Origin of the sequence: Mangrovicoccus sp. HB161399, from assembly GCF_013184745.1 — a bacterium.
Lineage (GTDB): Bacteria > Pseudomonadota > Alphaproteobacteria > Rhodobacterales > Rhodobacteraceae > Mangrovicoccus.
In genome coordinates this window covers 1-17,733 of sequence record NZ_JAATVU010000048.1, presented here as the reverse complement: position 1 = coordinate 17,733, position 17,733 = coordinate 1, and the positions used below count along the sequence as shown (strand labels likewise).

Sequence of the window (17,733 nt, the reverse complement as noted above, 5' to 3'; positions counted from 1 at the left end):
AAGGTTGCGTTGACATCACATTCAAATCAGAAATCGGCCCACGGATATACCGGAAGGGATATATCGCAATGGATCAGGGCGAACGCACCGGAACGCGGGACGATTTCATCCGGCGCGGCCTGCGCTTCTCTCAGCTGCGGCTGCTGGTGGCGCTGAAGGAGACCGGCCAGGTCTCTGCCGCGGCCTCTCAGCTGGCGATCACCCAGCCCGCCGCCTCGCGGCTGATGGCCGAGCTGGAGCGCCTCTCGGAGGCACGGCTCTATGACCGCCATGCCCGCGGCGTGACGCTGACCGAGGCCGGGGAGCGGCTGGCCGGGCGCGCCCGAGCCGTGCTGAGCCAGCTCGACGACGCCCATGTCGAGATGCAGGATCTGGCCCGCGGCGCGCAGGGCGAGGTGCGCATCGGCGCGGTGACCGGTCCGGCGCTGGAACTGGTGCTGCCGGCCATCCGGGAGCTGCGCGTCACCTTCCCCGAGATCCGCATCTCGGTGCAGGTCGACACCTCGGACAAGCTGGCCGAGGGGCTGTCGGTGCGCGGGCTAGATTTCTACATCGGGCGGCTGCACGAGAACATCGACAGCCGGTTGGTGGAGATGCAGCTGATCGGCCCCGAGCCAGTCGCGCTGATCGTGCGGCGCCACCACCCGCTGACCCGCTCCGGGCCCGCGACGCTGGAGGATTGCCTGGCCTTCGACTGGGTGATGCAGCCGCCCGGCGGCATGCAGCGCCAGACGGTGGAGCAGTACCTGCTGGAACGCGGGCTGTCCCTGCCCGACCGGATCCTCGGCACGGCCTCCCTGCTGCTCACGCTGGCGCTGATCTCGGAAACCAACGCCATCGCGCCGGTCGCCCGCGCGGTGGCGCGGTTCTTCGCGGAAAGCCAGTCGCTGGGCGGCAACATCGCCATTCTCGACATCGACTCGGACATGTCGGTCGCGCCCTATTCGCTGATCCGGCGGCGGGACCGCGACCTGTCGGCGGCGGCGGAGCGGGTCTTCGCGCTGATCGGGCGCAAGATCTCCAACCTGCCCGGCAACCGTCCCAAAGCATAAGCGCGCGCTTATTTTCCATAAGCGCGCGCTTGAATCGGTGGAATCCGGACGGACGGATCAGGCCGAGTAGTTCGGGCTCTCGCGGGTGATCTGCACGTCATGGACATGGCTTTCCTTGAGCCCTGCCCCGGTGATCCGCACGAAGGTGCAGTTCTTGCGCATCTCCTCGATATTGGCGGAGCCGGTATAGCCCATCGCCGCGCGCAGGCCGCCGACCAGCTGGTGGATCACCGCACCGGCCGAGCCCTTGTAGGGCACCTGCCCCTCGATGCCTTCCGGCACCAGCTTGTCCGAGGCCGCGTCCTTCTGGAAGTAGCGGTCGGCCGAGCCGCGCGCCATCGCGCCCAGCGAGCCCATGCCACGGTAGGACTTGAAGCTGCGGCCCTGGTAGAGGATGACCTCGCCCGGGCTCTCGTCGGTGCCCGCGATCATGCTGCCGACCATGGCGCAGTTCGCGCCTGCCGCGATTGCCTTGGCGAAATCGCCCGAAAACTTGATGCCGCCATCGGCGATGATCGGCGTGCCGGAGGCCGCGGCCGCATTGGCGCAGTCCATGATCGCGGTCAGCTGCGGAACGCCGACGCCCGCCACGATCCGCGTGGTGCAGATCGAGCCCGGGCCGATCCCGACCTTGATCGCGTCCGCGCCCGCATCGATCAGCGCCTTCGTCGCGTCGCCGGTGGCCACGTTGCCCGCCACGACCTGCACCGAATTCGACAGGCCCTTGATGCGCTGCACCACCTCGCCGACGGCCCGGGAATGGCCATGCGCGGTGTCGACCACCACCATGTCGACGCCGGCATCGATCAGCGCCGCGGCGCGCTCGTAGCCCGCATCGCCGACAGTGGTCGCCGCGGCGACGCGCAGGCGGCCGAGCTCGTCCTTGCAGGCATGCGGGTTCAGCACTGCCTTCTCGGTGTCCTTCAGCGTCAGCAGGCCGGTGAGCTTGCCGTTGGCATCGACCACCAGCAGCTTCTCGATGCGCCGCGCCTTCATCAGGCTCTTGGCGGTCTCCAGATCTGCCGGTTCGCGCAGCATGGCCAGGTTGTCGGCGGTCATCATCGCCTTGACCGGCGTGCGCGCATCCTCGGCGAAGCGCATGTCGCGGTTGGTGACGATCCCGACCACGCGGCCTTCCGCGTCGACGACCGGGAAACCGGTGACCTTGTAGCGCTCGCACAGCGCGTTGGCATCCGCCAGGGTCTGGTCCGGCGACAGGGTGACGGGGTTGTAGACGACGCCGCTCTCGAAGCGCTTCACCCGGCGGACCTCGTCGGCCTGCTCCTGGATGGACAGGTTGCGGTGAATGACGCCCATGCCGCCGGTCTGGGCCATGGCGATGGCCATCCGTCCCTCGGTCACGGTGTCCATGGCGGAGCTCAGAAGCGGCACGTTGAGCCGGATCGACTTCGTCACGTAGGTGGTGGTGTCTGCCTCGGAAGGCAGCACCGAACTGGCGGCGGGTTGCAGCAGAACATCGTCGAAGGTCAGTGCCTCACGAATCTCCATGCTCGGTCTCCTGGAGCTTGCGTTTGGCACGTCCCTCTTGCATGGACCCGGGACCGGGGCAACCTGATAATCGCCCGTTTGCAAGAAACATCTCCGTGAACGGCGGTTGCGGATCGCAACCGCCCCCGATCGGCGCGGGCTCAGAGATAGAGCAGGGACGTGCCCTTGTGGAAGACATGGATCTTCTGCGGCGAGGCGGTCATCTGCAGCACGCTGCCCGGTTCCGCATTCACGATCCCCGGCTGCTTGGCGATCATCTGCCCGTCATTCTGCGATGGATCGCGGCTGTAGAGCACGGTCGTGTCGCCGAGCTTCTCGACGATGTCGGTGCGGAACTCGATGAAGGGCATGGCGCCGTTCTCGGCGATCACCAGATCCTCCGGACGTATGCCGAACTGCACCTTGGCGCCTGCAAGGCTTTCCGGCGAGGGCACGGCAGCGGCAATCTCCGTGCCGGTTTCAAGCCGCAACCGGGTCTCGGGTCCCGTGGCCGAGATCTCCGCCTCGAAGAGGTTCATCGCGGGCGAGCCGATGAACTGCGCCACGAAGGTGTTGGCCGGGCGTTCGTAGAGTTCCAGCGGCGCGCCGACCTGGGCGATGCCGCCGCCCGCGAGAACGACGATCCGGTCGGCGAGCGTCATCGCCTCCACCTGGTCGTGGGTGACGTAGATCATCGTGCTGCCGGGCATCGAGGCCTTGAGCTGGGCGATCTCGATCCGCGTGGCGACGCGCAGCGCCGCGTCGAGATTGGAGAGCGGTTCGTCGAATAGATACACCTTCGGATCGCGCACGATGGCGCGGCCGATCGCGACGCGCTGGCGCTGGCCGCCGGACAGCGCCTTGGGCAGGCGGTCGAGATAGTCGGTCAATTGCAGTTTCCGCGCCGCCTCGTCGACGGCACGGTTGATTTCTTCCTTCGACTTTCCAGCCAGTTGCAGAGAGAAGCTCATGTTGTCCCGCACGGTCATGTGCGGATAGAGCGCGTAGCTCTGGAACACCATGGCGATCCCGCGCTGCGCGGGAGGGACGTCGTTCATGACCTGGCCGCCGATCTCCAGCGTGCCGCCGGTGATCTGTTCCAGCCCGGCGATCATCCGCAGGAGCGTGGACTTCCCGCAGCCCGAGGGACCGACGAAGACGATCAGCTCGCCCGCGGCGATCTCAAGGTTGATGTTGCGCAGCACCTCGACCGCGCCATAGGCCTTTGCCACATCGGCCAGCTTCAGATCGGCCATCGACGTCTCCTCCCTCTCGCTGCTCAGACGGCCGCGAGGATGCAGGGCTGCCAGGGCCCCAGATGCAGCCACCCGTCAAGCGGAATGGCCCCGTTCACGTCCTGTCCCAGCGCCTGCCACTCGCCGCGCGGCACCTTGATGTCCACCGGTTCCTCCGAGAGGTTGAAGGCCAGGAACAGGCGTTCCTCGTTCTGTTCACGCTCGAACTGGATCACATGGCCCTCGGCCCTGACCGGGCTCTGCCGGCCGTTGCGCAGCGCCGGATGGTCATGGCGCAGCTGGATCACGCGGCGGTAATGGTGCAGCAGCGCGCCGGGATCGAGCTCCTGCTCCGCCACCGCGTAGCCATGGTGCTCGTAGGGCACCGGCAGCCAGGGCAGCACCGGCGAGAAGCCGGCATTCTGCAGCTTGCCGTCCCAGGGGAACGGCGTGCGGCAGCCGTCGCGGCCCTTGAATTCCGGCCAGAACTCGATGCCGTAGGGATCCTGCAGCGCCTCGAAGGGCACGTCGGCCTCGGGCAGGCCCAGCTCCTCGCCCTGGTAGATGCAGACCGAGCCGCGCAGGCACATCAGCAGCAGCGCATAGGCGCGCGAGGCGGCATGGTCGAGCCCCCAGCGGGTCGTGTGGCGCACCACGTCATGGTTGGAGAAGGCCCAGCAGGCCCAGCCCTGGGCGGCCACGCGGTCGACCAGGTCCATGACGTCCGCGACGCGGGCGGCGTCCGGAAAGTCGTTGGCCAGGAACTCGAAGGCATAGCACATGTGGGCGCGGTCGTTGCCCTTGGTGTACTCGCCGAGGATCTCCATCCCGCGCTGCGCATCGCCGACCTCGCCGACGATGGTCGCCGCCGGATAGGTGTCGAGCAGCGCGCGCAGCCGCGCCAGGAAGTCCAGGTTCTCGGGGCGGTTCTTGTCGTAGATGTGGTTCTGGTGGTTGTAGGGGTTCACCGCGGGCGCGATGGAGTCGTTGCGCTCTTCCGACGGCAGCGCCGGGTTGTTGCGCAGCTCCTTGTCGTGGAAGTAGAAATTGATCGTGTCGAGGCGGAAGCCGTCGACCCCGCGGTCCAGCCAGAACTGCGCCACGTCGAGCAGCGCCTGCTGCACATCCGGATTGTGCAGGTTCAGGTCCGGCTGCGAGGTCAGGAAATTGTGCATGTAGTACTGGCAGCGGCGCGCATCCCATTGCCAGCCCGGCCCGCCGAAGATCGACAGCCAGTTGTTGGGCGGCGTGCCGTCGGGCTTGGGATCGGCCCAGACGTACCAGTCGGCATGCGGGTTGGTGCGGCTGGAACGGCTCTCGACGAACCAGGGATGCAGATCCGAGGTATGGCTGAGCACGAGGTCGATGATGACCTTCACGCCCTGTTCATGCGCACGCTCCACCAGCCAGTCGAAATCTGCGAGCGTTCCGAAGAGCGGGTCGACATCGCAGTAGTTCGACACGTCATAGCCGAAATCCTTCATCGGCGAGGTGAAGAAGGGCGAGATCCAGATCGCGTCCACCCCGAGCGACGCGATATGCGGCATCCGCTCGGCGATGCCCAGGAGGTCGCCCACCCCGTCGCCGTTGCTGTCCTGGAAGCTGCGCGGATAGATCTGGTAGATCACCGCGCCGCGCCACCAATCCTTGTCGATGCTGAGGCCCGTGGCCACCGGGAGTGTGTTGCCTGTCACTGTGGTCTCCTGTCTTCGTTACTTCACCGAGCCGGCAAGCAGCCCACGGACGAGATATTTCTGCATGGCGAAGAAGACCACCAATGGAACCGCAATCGACAGGAATGCCGCGGCTGTCAGGATTTCCCAGTTCCCGCCGCGCGACCCCAGCAGCTCGACGATCCGGCCGGTCATGACCAGCTGGCTGTCGGAGGTTCCGAGGAAGACCTTGGCAACGAGAAGGTCGTTCCAGGTCCAGAGGAACTGGAAGATCGCGAAGCTCGCCAGCGCCGGAAAACTCAATGGAAGCACGATCTTGCGGAAGATCTGGAAGTCGGTGGCGCCGTCCACCCGCGCCCCCTCGATGATGTCCTTGGGCAAGCCGACCATGTAGTTCCGCAGCAGGTAGATCGCCAGCGGCAGGCCGAAGCCGGTATGGGCCAGCCAGATGCCGAAATAGCCCTTTCCCAGGCCGATCGCGTTGTGGAAGCGCAGCAGCGGGATCAAGGAAAGTTGAAGCGGCACCACCAGCAGCCCGACCACGCAGGCAATCAGCAGCGCCCGTCCGGGGAAGCGCATCCAGGCCAGCGCATAGGCGGCGAAGGCGGCCACGAGGATCGGGATCACGGTCGCCGGAATGGTGACGGTGAAGGTGTTCAGGAAGGCGCGGCCGATGCCCTCGGCGCCGATCACGGTGCCGTAGTTCTCGGTGGTGAAGCGCGGCGGCACCAGCGACTGGACGTAGATCCGCTGGCCGCGGCTGCCGGACATCTCGGACTGCGCGCTCAGCAGGTAGCTGCCGTCCTCCTCGACGGCCAGGGTTTCGCCGTCGCCCAGATCGGCGGTGTCGCCCGGCCCGTAGGCGGCGGGCTCGCGCGAGGACGTGCCCCAGGAGGCGACCTTGCCCTTGCCGCTTTCGAAGACATTGCCGCGGATCACCCAGAGGCCGCCCTCCTGCGCCTGCGCGTCGGGGCTGTCGGTGCGGGCGGCGACGGTCTGTTCGGAGGCGCTGAGCGCGGTCCACCAGCCGGAGACGGCCAGCTGGTCCTTGTCGCGGAACGACGAGACCAGCAGGCCGAAGGTCGGCACGGTCCAGAGGACCACCAGAACGGCGACGGCGATGTGCACGGCCCAGGTGAGCGAGGCCTTCTGCCCGGCATGGCCTTCCATCAGTTGCCCTCCTTGCGCGCGTTTCGGATGTTCCAGACCATGATCGGCGTGACGGCCAGCATCAGGATCACGGCGATGGCCGAGCCGCGGCCGAAATCGCCCGCGCGGAAGGACCAGTCATACATCATGTTGGCCAGCACCTGGCTGCCCCACTGGCCGTTGGTCATGGCGAAGACGATGTCGAAGATCTTCAGCACGAGGATGGTGATCGTGGTCCAGACCACCGCGATCGTGCCCCAGATCTGCGGGATCTTGATGCGCCAGAAGATCTGCAGCGGCGAGGCGCCGTCGAGGATCGCCGCCTCGATCGTCTCCTCGGGGATGCCGCGCAGGGCCGCCGAGAGGATCACCATGGCAAAGCCGGTCTGGATCCAGACGAGGATGACCATCAGGAAGAAGTTGTTCCAGAAGGGCACGGTGATCCAGGCCACCGGATCGCCGCCAAGCCCGACGACGATGGCGTTCAGCAGGCCGATCTGCTCCTGGTCCGCGCCGCGGTAGTCATAGACGAATTTCCAGATCACGGCGGCGCCGACGAAGCTGATCGCCATGGGCATGAAGATCAGCGACTTCGCGAAGTTGCCCCATTTGATCCGGTCGGTCAGCGCGGCGGCCACCAGCCCGAAGAAGGTCGCCATCGACGGCACGAATACCAGCCAGAGCAGGTTGTTGCGCACGCTTTCGAGGAATTTCGCGTCGCCGAAGAGCCAGACATAGTTGTCGAGCCCGACGAATTCCTGCCCGCCGCTGCCGTGGAGCGACAGCCAGATCGAGTTGAAGACCGGGTAGACCAGGTAGAGCGCAAGCACGAGGATCGAGGGACCGAGGAAGAGCCAGGGCCGGATCGCGTTGGCCTTCCGGACATTCGCCGCGGCCTGCGGCCCCTTCATCGGGAAGATGCGGTCGAGCACCGCGTTCGAGCCCCAGAAATAGGCGACGCACAGGAACACGCCAACGACGATGGTCGCGGCGGCATACAGGATCTGGCCCATGGCAGGCGCTCCGCTCCGGTGGCAGGGGGCGGCCCCGGATCATCTCCGGAGCCGGGACTGGATTACTTGATGCCGTCCCAGGTGGCCTGGATCGACGAGGCGACGTCCCCGGCGGAGGCGCCGCCGACATAGTCGACCATGCCGGTCCAGAACACGCCGGCGCCGATCGCGGCGGGCATGATGTCCGACCCGTCGAAGCGGAACGTGTCCGCGCCGCGCAGGATCTCGGCCATCTTCTTCATCGTCGGATCGCCGTAGAGATCGGAATTCGTGCCCAGATGCGCCGAGATGAAGGCGCGCTGCGCCATCCAGATTTCATGCGAGATCGGATTCTGGATGAACTCGACGAAGGCGCGAGCGCCGGGGGTGTCCTTGGTCATCGAGACCAGCGTGCCCGCGCCGAGCACCGGGTTGCCCAGATCCTTGTCGGCGTAGGACGGGAAGTAAAAGAAATCGGCATCCTCGCCGACCACCGTGCCTTCGGGGAAGAAGGACGGGATGAACGACGCCTGGCGGTGCAGGTAGCATTGCGGCGGCACGGAGAAGAGACCCTTGGGGCTGTCGCGGAAATCGGTCGAGGCCACCGCGCCGGTGCCCCCAGCGACGAAATCGTCGTTGCGCGCGAACCAGCCGAATTCGTCGATCACGTCGATGACGCGCGGATCGTCGAACTTCATCTCGTTGGTGACCCATTCGTCGTAGACCTCCGGCGGGTACATCCGCAGCATGAGGTCCTCGACCCAGTCGGTCGCGGGCCAGCCGGTCGCGCCGCCCGAGCCGAGCCCGATGCACCAGGGCGTTTCGCCCTCGTCGACGATCTCCTGGGTCATTGCCTTGAGGTCTTCCATGGTCTCGGGGATCTCCAGGCCCAGATCCTCGAAATTCTCGGGCACGTACCAGACCAGCGACTTCAGGTCGACGCGGTAGAAGATGCCGTAGAGCGACTCGGTGCCGTCCTTGCCGGGGAAGGTCGCGAGATCGACCCAGCTCTGCCCGGCGGCATAGTTGCCGGCCACCCAGTCGGCTGTCTCCTGCGGCAGCGGCACGAGGAAGCCCTTGGCGGCCAGATCCGCGGCCAGGCCCGGCTGCGGGAAGATGGCGATGTCGGGCGGCGAGCCCGCGGCGGTGTCGATGACGATCTGCTGCTCGAAGCTGTCGGAGCCGTTGTACTGGACATCCGCGCCGGTGGCCGCCTCGAAATACGCCACGACGGATTCGAAATAGTCCCGTTCCTGCGACAGCCAGGGCCCGGCGACGGTGATCACCTGCCCGCTCAGATCGGTGGATTTCAGGTCTTCGTAGGCATCCCAGTGAAACGCGCCTTCGCCCGGCGGGAAGACGAGATCCTGCGCATTGGCAAAGGACGTCAGGCACACCAGCGCAAGCGCGCTGCTGCCGAGAAAGCGTGTCATATGGCGACCCTCCCAAGTCGGTTTTCCGCAGCTGCGATCCTCTCCGCTCCCCGCGCCGCGATTTTCCAAAGGCTTTTCAAAACGCCTTGGCTGATGCAACACTTAGACGAGTCGCCCGGCATGTCAAACCGCGCTTGCGGGATGCGGGCATTTTTTTTACCTTCCGAAGAAATGGACTCGGAGAGGTGGAGCCGCCGGGCCGGGACTTGCGCTCTTTGGGAGGAGAGACGCGGACATGAGCATATCCCTCAAGCAGCTGTCGCTGCTCCTGGGGCTGTCGCAGACGACGGTCAGCCGGGCCCTGAACGGCTATCCGGAGGTCAGCGAGGCAACGCGCAACCGTGTCATCGAGGCTGCGCAGCGCCATGCCTACATGCCGAATCCCCGCGCCCGCAGCCTTGCGACCGGCCGCGCCATGGCGGTGGGCCATGTCCTGCCGATCTCGGGCCATTCCGACATGGTGAACCCGATCTTCGCGGATTTCCTCGCGGGCGCAGGCGCGGTCTACACCCGCCGCGGCTACGGCGTGCACCTGTCCTTCGCCGAGCCGGGACACGAGGCGGAGCACTACCGCTGGCTGACCCGCCAGCGCATGGTCGACGCGGTGGTGCTGCATTCGCCGCGCGAGGACGACGAACGCGCCCGCGCCCTGGCGGAGCTGGACCTCGTCTACGGCGTGCACGGGCTGCTCGGCAGCCGCCGCGACGGCTACAACTATGTCGAGATGGACAACCGCGCCGCGCTGGAGCAGGCCACCCGCCATCTCGCGAAGCTGGGCCATGCCCGCATCGCCTTCCTCAACGGGCCCGCCGGGCTCAACTTCGCCCGCCTGCGCGAGGCGGGATTCCTGTCGGTGATGGAGGAGCACGGGCTGGTTCCGAACCGGCTGTGGATGCTCAACGACGAGATGACGGAGGAATACGGCTACCGTGCGGCGCGGCGGCTCTGCGCCCAGCCTGCCCGGCCGACCGCCTTCCTGACCGGCTCCATGCTGGTCGCGATCGGCGTCCACCGCGCCGTTCTGGAGGCCGGGCTGTCCGTGCCCGCGGATGTCTCCATCGTCACCCATGACGACGTGCTGTCCTTCGTGCCGAACGGCCTTCCGCCGCGGCTGACGGCAACCCGGTCGCCGGTGCGCGAGGCCGGACAGCTGCTGGCCGACATCGTGATCGACCAGATCGAGAATCCCGACCGGCCGCCGCGCGGGCTGGTCCTGCAACCCGAGCTGGTGATCGGTGCCTCCACCGGCCCGGCCGCAGCGGAGGCGCCTGCATGAGCGATCCCCTTCCCCGTTCCGCCTTTCCCGAGGATTTCCTCTTCGGCGCGGCGACCTCGTCCTACCAGATCGAGGGCCACGGTTTCGGCGGCGCGGGTCCCACCCATTGGGACAGCTTCGCCGCCACCCCGGGCAATGTCGTGCGCCAGGAGGACGGGCGCGTCGCCTGCGACCATTACCACCGCTTCCCCGGGGATCTCGGGCTGGCGGCGGGAATGGGGCTGGACGCCTACCGGTTCTCCACCTCGTGGGCTCGGATCCTGCCCGAGGGCCGCGGCACGCCCAATCCCGAAGGGCTGGATTTCTACGACCGGCTGATCGACTGCATGCTGGAGAACGGGCTGAAGCCGGCGGTGACGCTCTACCACTGGGAACTGCCGTCGGCGCTGGCGGATCTGGGCGGCTGGCGCAACCGGGACATTGCCGCCTGGTTCGGCGATTTCGCGCAGCTCGTGGCGCGGCGCTACGGCGACCGCCTGTGGTCGGCGGCGCCGGTGAACGAGCCTTGGTGCGTGTCCTGGCTGTCGCATTTCGAGGGCGCCCAGGCGCCGGGCCTGCGCGACATCCGCGCCACCGCGCGCGCCATGCACCACGTGCTGCTGGCCCATGGCACCGCGATCAATGCCATGCGCGCCGAAGGCATGGGCAATCTGGGGGCGGTCTGCAATTTCGAGGACTCGATTCCCGCCAGCGACGCGCCCGCCGACCATCTTGCCGCCGAGCGGCAGGCAGCGATCTACAACCGGTTCTTCCTCTCCGGCCTGTTCCGCGGCGCGTATCCCGAACGCGTCATGGAGGGGCTGGGGCCGCATCTGCCTGCGGGATGGCAGGACGATTTCGCGGTGATCCGCACGCCGATCGACTGGATCGGCGCGAATTTCTACACCTGCAACCGCGCGCAATGGGCCGAGGGCGCCTGGCCGAACATCCGCCTGGTCGAGGGACCGCTGGAAAAGACCGCGATGGGCTGGGAGATCCGGCCGGAGTCGCTGGGCGCCATGCTCCGGCTGGTGACGGAATACTGCCCCGGCCTGCCCGTCTACGTCACCGAGAACGGCATGGCCGGGCACGACGTGCCGGCCGGGGGCGAAGTGCCCGATCCGCAGCGCATCGCCTATCTGCGCGACCATCTGGCCGTGGCGGCCCGGGCCATCGCCGACGGGATCCCGCTCAAGGGCTATTTCCTGTGGTCGCTGCTCGACAATTACGAGTGGTCTCTGGGCTACGAAAAGCGCTTCGGCCTGGTGCATGTGGATTTTGACACACTGGCCAGGACGCCGAAACACTCCTATCACGCAGTGAAAGCGTTTCTGCGAGGATCGGACCTGTGACTACTATCGTGGCGGATGTCGGCGGCACCAATACCAGGGTGGGCCTGTCGGAGGGCGGCGCCGTGGACCGCTCCCGGGTCTCGCGCTACCGCAATGCCGAATTCGCCTCGCTCGGCGACGTGCTCGCAAGCTATATCGCCGAACAGAGGCTTGCCGCTCCGGACTGCGTCTGCGTTGCCGTGGCGGGTCCGGTGCGCCACGGCATCGGCCGGCTGACCAACCGCGACTGGATCGTTTCCGAGGACGAGCTGTGCCGCGTCGCGGGCGCCGCCAAGGGGCTGGTGCTGAACGACCTTTCCGCCCAGGGCTACGCGCTCGACATGGTGCCGGTGGCGCCGCTGCTCGAGCGCTGCGCCGGCAAGGTGCCCGACCCGGAGGAAACCCGGCTGGTGATCGGCGTCGGCACCGGATTCAACGCCGCGCCGGTCTACCGCCGCCCCGGCGGGCTGCTGGTCACGCCCTCCGAATGCGGCCACGTGACCCTGCCGGTCTGGAACGAGGACGGCGCGCGCCTGGCGCAGGAACTGCGGCGCCATCACGGCTTCGCCTCGGTCGAGGACCTGCTGTCGGGCCGCGGCTTCCCGATGAGCTACCAGCTGCTGACCGGCAGCGCCCCGGCCGATCCGGGCGAGATCGTGACCCGCGCCGCAGAGGCGCCCGGCAGTCCCGAGGCGCGGTTCCTGGCGCTGATGGTCGGCACGCTCGGCAGGGTCGCGGGCGATCTGGCACTGACCCACCTGCCCTTCGGCGGAATCGTGTTCATCGGCGGCATGGCGCGTGCGCTGGAGCCGTTCTTCGACGTGCACGGCTTCGATGCCGCGCTGTGCGACAAGGGCAGGTTCTCGGAATTTCTCGCGCAGTTTCCGGTCTTTGCGATGACCGACGACTATGCCGCGCTGGACGGCTGCGCGATCTACGCCCGCCAGGACGCCGCATAGGCCAGCCGCTAATCTGATCTTAAGGCATCGCGCCCTACTCCTGATCCCGTAATGGATCGAGGGAGGCCCAGGTTGCGTTTAGCCAGGATCAGTTCGTCGGGAGCAGGCAGATGACGCGGGAACTCGTTCTTCCCGCGCGCATGGATTACGCCGGCGTCGAGGCGCTCTATGCCGAAATCAAGGAGGCGCGCGGCGAGGACGTCGCGCTGGACGGCTCGCAGGTCAAGCATCTCGGTGCCGCCGGGCTGCAGCTGCTGCTGTCTGCCTGGAAATCCTGGGACCGCGACGGCCATTCGCTGAGCGTCGCCTCGCCTTCGGCGAAATTCTCCGAGCATCTCGAAATGCTCGGCCTAGACAAGGACCATTTCAGCAAACCGGGAGCCGTGCAATGACCCTGACCGTCCTGGCCGTTGACGACAGCCGCACCATGCGGGACATGCTCCGCCTGGCCCTGACAGGCGCCGGCTTCGAGACCCATCTCGCCGAAGACGGGGTGCACGGGCTGGAAGTGCTGGAAGGCCTGTCGCCCGACGCCATCATCACCGACATCAACATGCCCAGGATGGACGGCTTCGGCTTCATCGATGCGGTGCGCCAGCAGGAACGGCACAACGGCGTGCCGATCCTCGTTCTCACCACCGAGAGCGCGGCCGAACTGAAGCAGCGCGCCCGCGAGGCCGGCGCCACCGGCTGGATCGTCAAGCCGTTCGATCCAACCAAGCTCGTGCGCGCGCTCCACATGGTAGCCGGTTAGGAGGAGTCCCGCGCATGTCCGAATCCAACGATCCGATGGCCGAAATCCGGGCCTCCTTCTTCATCGAGTGCGACGAGCTTCTCGAGGCCGCCCAGGAAGGCCTCCAGGCGATGGAGGATGGCAGCGCCAACTCGGACACGATCAACTCCGTGTTCAGGGCCGTCCATTCCATCAAGGGCGGCGCCGGTGCTTTCGGCCTCGACGATCTCGTCAAGTTCGCGCACAGCTTCGAGACCGTCCTCGACGAGGTCCGGTCCGGCAACTACCATCCGGACCAGGAAGCGATCCTGCTGTTCTTCTCCTGCGGCGACATCCTTTCGGACCTGGTGAAGGCCGCCCGCGACGACGCGCCCGTCGACCAGGAGATCATCGAGAAGACCCTCGCGAGCCTCCAGGCCATTGCCGGCGAGGAAGAGGAGGAGATCAGCGCGGAAGAATTCCAGCCGATGGGCCTGGCGATGGATCTCGGATTGCCCGACCTGCCCGCCGCAGAGCCGGAACCCTCCGGCTTCCAGATCACGTTCAAGCCAGACGAGAAGCTCTATGCCCTCGGCAACGAGCCGCTTTTCGTGCTGCGCGCGCTGTCGCAACTCGGCCAGATGCAGACCGAGATCGCCATCGCGGATGTTCCCGATCTGGACGAACTCAACCCGAAAGCAGCACATCTGGGATGGACCATCCAGCTGCAGACCGATGCGTCGCTCCCGGAGGTCGAAGAAGTCTTCGAATTCGTCGAAGGCCTCTGCGAGCTTTCCATCGCCGAAGCCGACGGAGCGGAGAGTTCCCCGCCCACGATGCCCGACTTCTCCGCACTCAATGCAGATGACGATCCTCCGGATGACGGTGACGGCCAGGATGCGCCACCGGCTTTTAGCGACGGGAACGAGAATGCTGCCGAAGCCACTCCGGCTCAGCGCAGCGAGCGTAATGTTCCCGTAAAGGCAGCGCCGAAAACCGGCGGCGCCGCCAGCGCTCCTGCCGCCGCCAATGCCACCGTGCGTGTCGATCTCGAACGCATCGACCGGCTGGTGAACCTCGTCGGCGAACTGGTCATCAACCAGGCGATGCTCTCCCAGAGCGTCACCGAGGCCGGGCTGCCGCCGAACTCTCCGGTTGTCAACGGCCTCGAAGAGTTCATGCAGCTGACCCGGGACATCCAGGACAGCGTGATGATGATCAGGGCCCAGCCCGTCAAATCCCTGTTCCAGCGCATGTCCCGCATCGTCCGGGAGTCTTCGGCAGCGATCGGCAAGACCGTCCGCCTGAAAACCGATGGCGACGCGACCGAAGTCGACAAGACCGTCATCGAGCGCCTTGCGGACCCCCTGACCCACATGATCCGAAACGCGGTCGACCACGGGCTGGAAAAGACCGAGGACAGGCTCGCAGCGGGCAAACCCGCGGAAGGTTTGGTCACCTTGTCCGCCGGACACCGATCGGGCCGTGTCGTCATCGAAGTCGGCGACGATGGCGGCGGCATTAACAGGGAGCGGGTCCTAAAGGTTGCCATACAGAAGGGCCTGATCCCGGAAGACAGCAATCTCACCGATTCTGAAATTGACAACCTCCTGTTCCTCCCGGGATTTTCAACCGCGGCCGAAGTCTCCAGCCTTTCCGGGCGCGGTGTGGGCATGGATGTCGTGAAGAGTTCCATTCAAGGACTCGGCGGACGGATTACCATAAATTCCGAAAAAGGAGTCGGCACGACATTTTCTATTAGCCTGCCGCTCACACTGGCGGTCCTCGACGGCATGGTTGTGCATGTTGCCGGCGAAACATTGGTTGTCCCCCTCAATGCCATCGTGGAAACCTTGACCCTTTCCGAAGGTGACATCCGGAAATTGGGTCCTGAAACAAACGTCGTCCAAATAAGGGGCGAATTCGTCCCGCTTCTCGACCTGGGAACGGAACTCGGCTATCGCGAACCACTGAAAGACTACTGCGGCGGCATCATTTTGCTGATTGCCCATGAGGATGGCAGCCGGGCGGCCTTGGTCGTCGACTCCATTCATGATCAGCGCCAAGTCGTTATCAAGGGACTTCAAGACAGTTATGGACATGTGCCTGGCGTCGCAGCCGCCACCATCCTCGGCGACGGCCAAATCGCGCTAATCTTGGATCCAATTGACATTACGGCCAATGCAAGTGGCCGAACCTGTCCCAGAAATACGCTAATCATGGAAGCTGGTTGAAATGAGCGAAGACGAAGCGAAAACCGATGGCGGTGAAATTGAACTCCTGTCCTTCCGCGTGGGAGAACAGGAATACTCGGTTGACATAATGTCGGTCAGAGAGATACGAGGCTGGACTAAAGCGACCCCGTTACCCCATGCGCCCAGCTTTGTGCGTGGGGTCATAAACCTTCGGGGAACGGTACTTCCGATAGTCGATTTGGCTTCCAGGTTGGGGCTGCCTTCCGGGGAGGATAGTTCAAGAAATGTCATCATAGTTGTACATGTCGACGGCCAGACTTTGGGGCTATTGGTGAACGCTGTCTCTGACATACTTTCGATCCCGCAAGATGACATGCAGGTGCCGCCCGAGCTAGCAGCGGATGTTTCACATACTTTTATACGGGCATTGACCATATATGAAGGTCGAATGATCCGAGTGCTCAACTTGGAAGCAGTAATGCCGAACAGAGAGGGTATGGCAGCATAAGATGAGCGAGTTTTTGACCAGCCAAAGCACTCTTTCCCAAGCACAATTCAAGCTGGTTTCAACGATCGCATACAGAGAGGCTGGGTTGGTGCTCGTAGAGAGCAAATCTTCCATGATATCGGCAAGGCTGACAAAGAGAGTTCGCGCACTGGGGCTAAACAGCTTGGATGAATATCTCTCTCTACTGACGTCAGAAAAGTCCGACACTGAACTAATTAACTTCCTGTCGGCACTAACTACCAACGTTAGTCATTTTTTCCGAGAAGAGCACCATTTCAATGCCTTCAGAGATAAGGTAATTCCCGAGATAAGAGAAAAAGTCACGGCTGGCGAAAAGTATCGCGTATGGTCTGCAGGTTGTTCGACAGGTCAAGAGATTTACTCGCTCTTGATAACACTAGCGGAAAACTTTCGCGAGTTCGAAAAATATGACATCAAGTTCTTGGCCACGGATATTGACCCAAATGTCCTTGATTTCGCCGAGAAGGGAAAGTACTCGGAGGCTCAGACAAAAGGAATTGCAAAGGATATTAGAAATGAATATTTCTCAATCGAACCAGATGGCAGCATTAAGATATCCGATAAAATAAAACGTCGCGTTCTGTTTCGTCGCTTGAATCTCCTTTCAGATTGGCCGATGAAGTCTAGGTTTGACGTAATTTTTTGTCGAAATGTAGTAATATACTTCGACGAAGCCACCCAAAACAAGCTGTGGAGCAAATTCCAGGAAAAGCTGAACTCCGGAGGCTGGCTGTTCATTGGGCACTCGGAAAGAATTCAAGATTCGGGAAGATTCTGTCTGCGCCCTAATGGAATAACGACTTACAGGAAATTAAGTTGAGGAGAAGGTTTTCAAAATGGCACTTAGAGATCAGTTAAGAGTCATGGTTGTGGATGACATGTCTACGTCGAGAGGTTTGCTTGTTCAAGCGCTCGAAAGTTTTGGGATTAAATCTGTTTCACATGCTCCGGATGGACCCACGGCGTTGAAAATCATATCCAAGTCTCCAGTTCACTTGATTATCTCCGACTTCAACATGCCGGGCATGGACGGGCTTCAACTTTTGCATTCTCTTCGAACCGACGCTAAAACGCGAGGAATTGGATTCATTCTCATTACCGGGAGGGCCGAAAGGCAGATCATCGAAAACGGCAAAAAACTTGGGATGAACAATTTCATAAAAAAGCCATTTCAGCCTTTGGAATTGAAGAATTGTATTGAGGCTGTAGTTGGTAGATTGTAGCCGAACGATGAAAACGACAACACGCTCTGATGCTCTATCGGCATCGATTTCTCTTATGCTAGAAGATCTGGGCAAGACCTGCTTGCACCTTCAAGATTCATTGTCTGATTCCCTCCTCAAAATCAGCTCAAAAGATCACGAACTGATTCTCGAATTGCAAAGTCTTGATAGGATGAGTCAACATTTGTTAGCACTGTCGAATGTAATGAAGGTTATTGAGAAAAATTCCAAAGGAGACCCAATTTTCTTTTTTAAGACAATGGAAAGAAATATTCACTTGGTCGAGATCAGAGACTTGATTGGCGGGCTTTCATTGGGAACACATGCAGGGGACAAAAATACAGAAATTGAATTCTTTTGATGGAATATGTTTTTCTTAAGCCTTGAGACCGCCTTGTTGCGCAAATGCAGCATCCGGTGGTTTTCAAGGTTGTTGTCACCGGTGTCTATTTTCAGGCTGCGCACTCTCCCGTCCCGGCCATGGGGCCGCCGCGGACTGCTTCCCTG

General features: G+C 63.6%; 17 protein-coding genes. 10 read left to right on the top strand and 7 right to left on the bottom strand.

Features of this window, described 5'->3' with window-relative positions; translation table 11 throughout:
- Window positions 1–68 precede the first annotated feature (68 nt).
- Complete coding sequence (locus HCC78_RS21945) at window positions 69–1,052, top strand: LysR family transcriptional regulator (protein WP_172330935.1); 984 nt, start codon at window positions 69–71, stop codon at window positions 1,050–1,052.
- Window positions 1,053–1,109: 57 nt separating this feature from the next.
- Here the strand turns inward: HCC78_RS21945 and guaB are convergent, their stop codons facing one another.
- From guaB to HCC78_RS21915, 6 genes are all read right to left on the bottom strand, one after another.
- A complete protein-coding gene (guaB, locus tag HCC78_RS21940) occupies window positions 1,110–2,561 on the bottom strand; it encodes an IMP dehydrogenase (protein ID WP_172330934.1) in 1,452 nt (483 codons plus the stop codon).
- A 140-nt stretch (window positions 2,562–2,701) separates the two neighbouring features.
- Window positions 2,702–3,796, bottom strand: coding sequence for an ABC transporter ATP-binding protein (locus tag HCC78_RS21935; RefSeq protein ID WP_172330933.1), 1,095 nt, complete (start codon window positions 3,794–3,796; stop codon window positions 2,702–2,704).
- Between the two features lie 23 nt (window positions 3,797–3,819).
- Window positions 3,820–5,469: an alpha-amylase family glycosyl hydrolase gene (locus tag HCC78_RS21930; RefSeq protein WP_172330932.1), complete on the bottom strand. Its 1,650-nt coding sequence runs from the start codon at window positions 5,467–5,469 to the stop codon at window positions 3,820–3,822.
- 18 nt (window positions 5,470–5,487) lie between these two features.
- The gene (locus HCC78_RS21925; RefSeq protein WP_172330931.1) at window positions 5,488–6,618 is read right to left on the bottom strand and encodes a carbohydrate ABC transporter permease; all 1,131 of its coding nucleotides are present in this window, start codon (window positions 6,616–6,618) and stop codon (window positions 5,488–5,490) included.
- Entirely contained in the window at window positions 6,618–7,610 is a 993-nt protein-coding gene (locus HCC78_RS21920; RefSeq protein ID WP_172330930.1) for a carbohydrate ABC transporter permease, read from the bottom strand. Before HCC78_RS21920 ends, HCC78_RS21925 begins: the two co-directional genes overlap by 1 nt.
- A gap of 62 nt (window positions 7,611–7,672) precedes the next feature.
- Window positions 7,673–9,022, bottom strand: a complete 1,350-nt coding sequence (locus HCC78_RS21915) for an ABC transporter substrate-binding protein (RefSeq protein ID WP_172330929.1) — start codon at window positions 9,020–9,022, stop codon at window positions 7,673–7,675.
- 235 nt (window positions 9,023–9,257) lie between these two features.
- On the opposite strand from HCC78_RS21915, the gene HCC78_RS21910 reads away from it, so the two are divergent.
- The 9 genes from HCC78_RS21910 (at window position 9,258) to HCC78_RS21870 (ending at window position 17,226) form a co-directional block, all read left to right on the top strand.
- Window positions 9,258–10,298: a LacI family DNA-binding transcriptional regulator gene (locus HCC78_RS21910; protein ID WP_216671258.1), complete on the top strand. Its 1,041-nt coding sequence runs from the start codon at window positions 9,258–9,260 to the stop codon at window positions 10,296–10,298.
- On the top strand, window positions 10,295–11,629 hold the full coding sequence (locus tag HCC78_RS21905) for a GH1 family beta-glucosidase (RefSeq protein WP_172330928.1): 1,335 nt from the start codon (window positions 10,295–10,297) through the stop codon (window positions 11,627–11,629). The genes HCC78_RS21910 and HCC78_RS21905 overlap by 4 nt, the downstream gene beginning before the upstream one ends.
- On the top strand, window positions 11,626–12,567 hold the full coding sequence (locus HCC78_RS21900; RefSeq protein WP_371743896.1) for a glucokinase: 942 nt from the start codon (window positions 11,626–11,628) through the stop codon (window positions 12,565–12,567). Before HCC78_RS21905 ends, HCC78_RS21900 begins: the two co-directional genes overlap by 4 nt.
- 110 nt (window positions 12,568–12,677) lie before the next feature.
- Window positions 12,678–12,959 (top strand): STAS domain-containing protein, encoded by a 282-nt coding sequence (locus HCC78_RS21895; RefSeq protein ID WP_172330927.1) that lies wholly within the window; start codon window positions 12,678–12,680, stop codon window positions 12,957–12,959.
- Window positions 12,956–13,321, top strand: a complete 366-nt coding sequence (locus HCC78_RS21890) for a response regulator (protein WP_172330926.1) — start codon at window positions 12,956–12,958, stop codon at window positions 13,319–13,321. The genes HCC78_RS21895 and HCC78_RS21890 overlap by 4 nt, the downstream gene beginning before the upstream one ends.
- 14 nt (window positions 13,322–13,335) lie before the next feature.
- Entirely contained in the window at window positions 13,336–15,513 is a 2,178-nt protein-coding gene (locus HCC78_RS21885) for a chemotaxis protein CheA (RefSeq protein ID WP_172330925.1), read from the top strand.
- A 1-nt stretch (window position 15,514) separates the two neighbouring features.
- Window positions 15,515–15,982 (top strand): chemotaxis protein CheW, encoded by a 468-nt coding sequence (locus HCC78_RS21880; RefSeq protein WP_172330924.1) that lies wholly within the window; start codon window positions 15,515–15,517, stop codon window positions 15,980–15,982.
- A 1-nt stretch (window position 15,983) separates the two neighbouring features.
- Complete coding sequence (locus HCC78_RS21875) at window positions 15,984–16,823, top strand: protein-glutamate O-methyltransferase CheR (RefSeq protein ID WP_172330923.1); 840 nt, start codon at window positions 15,984–15,986, stop codon at window positions 16,821–16,823.
- A gap of 16 nt (window positions 16,824–16,839) precedes the next feature.
- Entirely contained in the window at window positions 16,840–17,226 is a 387-nt protein-coding gene (locus tag HCC78_RS21870; RefSeq protein WP_172330922.1) for a response regulator, read from the top strand.
- 273 nt (window positions 17,227–17,499) lie between these two features.
- Here the strand turns inward: HCC78_RS21870 and HCC78_RS33250 are convergent.
- The coding region (locus HCC78_RS33250) for a hypothetical protein (RefSeq protein WP_216671257.1) at window positions 17,500–17,733 on the bottom strand (234 nt) is incomplete at its 5' end.

Bases quoted from the DNA above. Each gene is read 5' to 3' on its own strand.
- HCC78_RS21945 (WP_172330935.1), top strand. From the start codon at position 69: ATGGATCAGGGCGAACGCACCGGAACGCGGGACGATTTCATCCGGCGC.
- guaB (WP_172330934.1), bottom strand. From the start codon at position 2,561: ATGGAGATTCGTGAGGCACTGACCTTCGACGATGTTCTGCTGCAACCC.
- HCC78_RS21935 (WP_172330933.1), bottom strand. From the start codon at position 3,796: ATGGCCGATCTGAAGCTGGCCGATGTGGCAAAGGCCTATGGCGCGGTC.
- HCC78_RS21925 (WP_172330931.1), bottom strand. From the start codon at position 6,618: ATGGAAGGCCATGCCGGGCAGAAGGCCTCGCTCACCTGGGCCGTGCAC.
- HCC78_RS21920 (WP_172330930.1), bottom strand. From the start codon at position 7,610: ATGGGCCAGATCCTGTATGCCGCCGCGACCATCGTCGTTGGCGTGTTC.
- HCC78_RS21915 (WP_172330929.1), bottom strand. From the start codon at position 9,022: ATGACACGCTTTCTCGGCAGCAGCGCGCTTGCGCTGGTGTGCCTGACG.
- HCC78_RS21910 (WP_216671258.1), top strand. From the start codon at position 9,258: ATGAGCATATCCCTCAAGCAGCTGTCGCTGCTCCTGGGGCTGTCGCAG.
- HCC78_RS21905 (WP_172330928.1), top strand. From the start codon at position 10,295: ATGAGCGATCCCCTTCCCCGTTCCGCCTTTCCCGAGGATTTCCTCTTC.
- HCC78_RS21895 (WP_172330927.1), top strand. From the start codon at position 12,678: ATGACGCGGGAACTCGTTCTTCCCGCGCGCATGGATTACGCCGGCGTC.
- HCC78_RS21890 (WP_172330926.1), top strand. From the start codon at position 12,956: ATGACCCTGACCGTCCTGGCCGTTGACGACAGCCGCACCATGCGGGAC.
- HCC78_RS21885 (WP_172330925.1), top strand. From the start codon at position 13,336: ATGTCCGAATCCAACGATCCGATGGCCGAAATCCGGGCCTCCTTCTTC.
- HCC78_RS21880 (WP_172330924.1), top strand. From the start codon at position 15,515: ATGAGCGAAGACGAAGCGAAAACCGATGGCGGTGAAATTGAACTCCTG.
- HCC78_RS21875 (WP_172330923.1), top strand. From the start codon at position 15,984: ATGAGCGAGTTTTTGACCAGCCAAAGCACTCTTTCCCAAGCACAATTC.
- HCC78_RS21870 (WP_172330922.1), top strand. From the start codon at position 16,840: ATGGCACTTAGAGATCAGTTAAGAGTCATGGTTGTGGATGACATGTCT.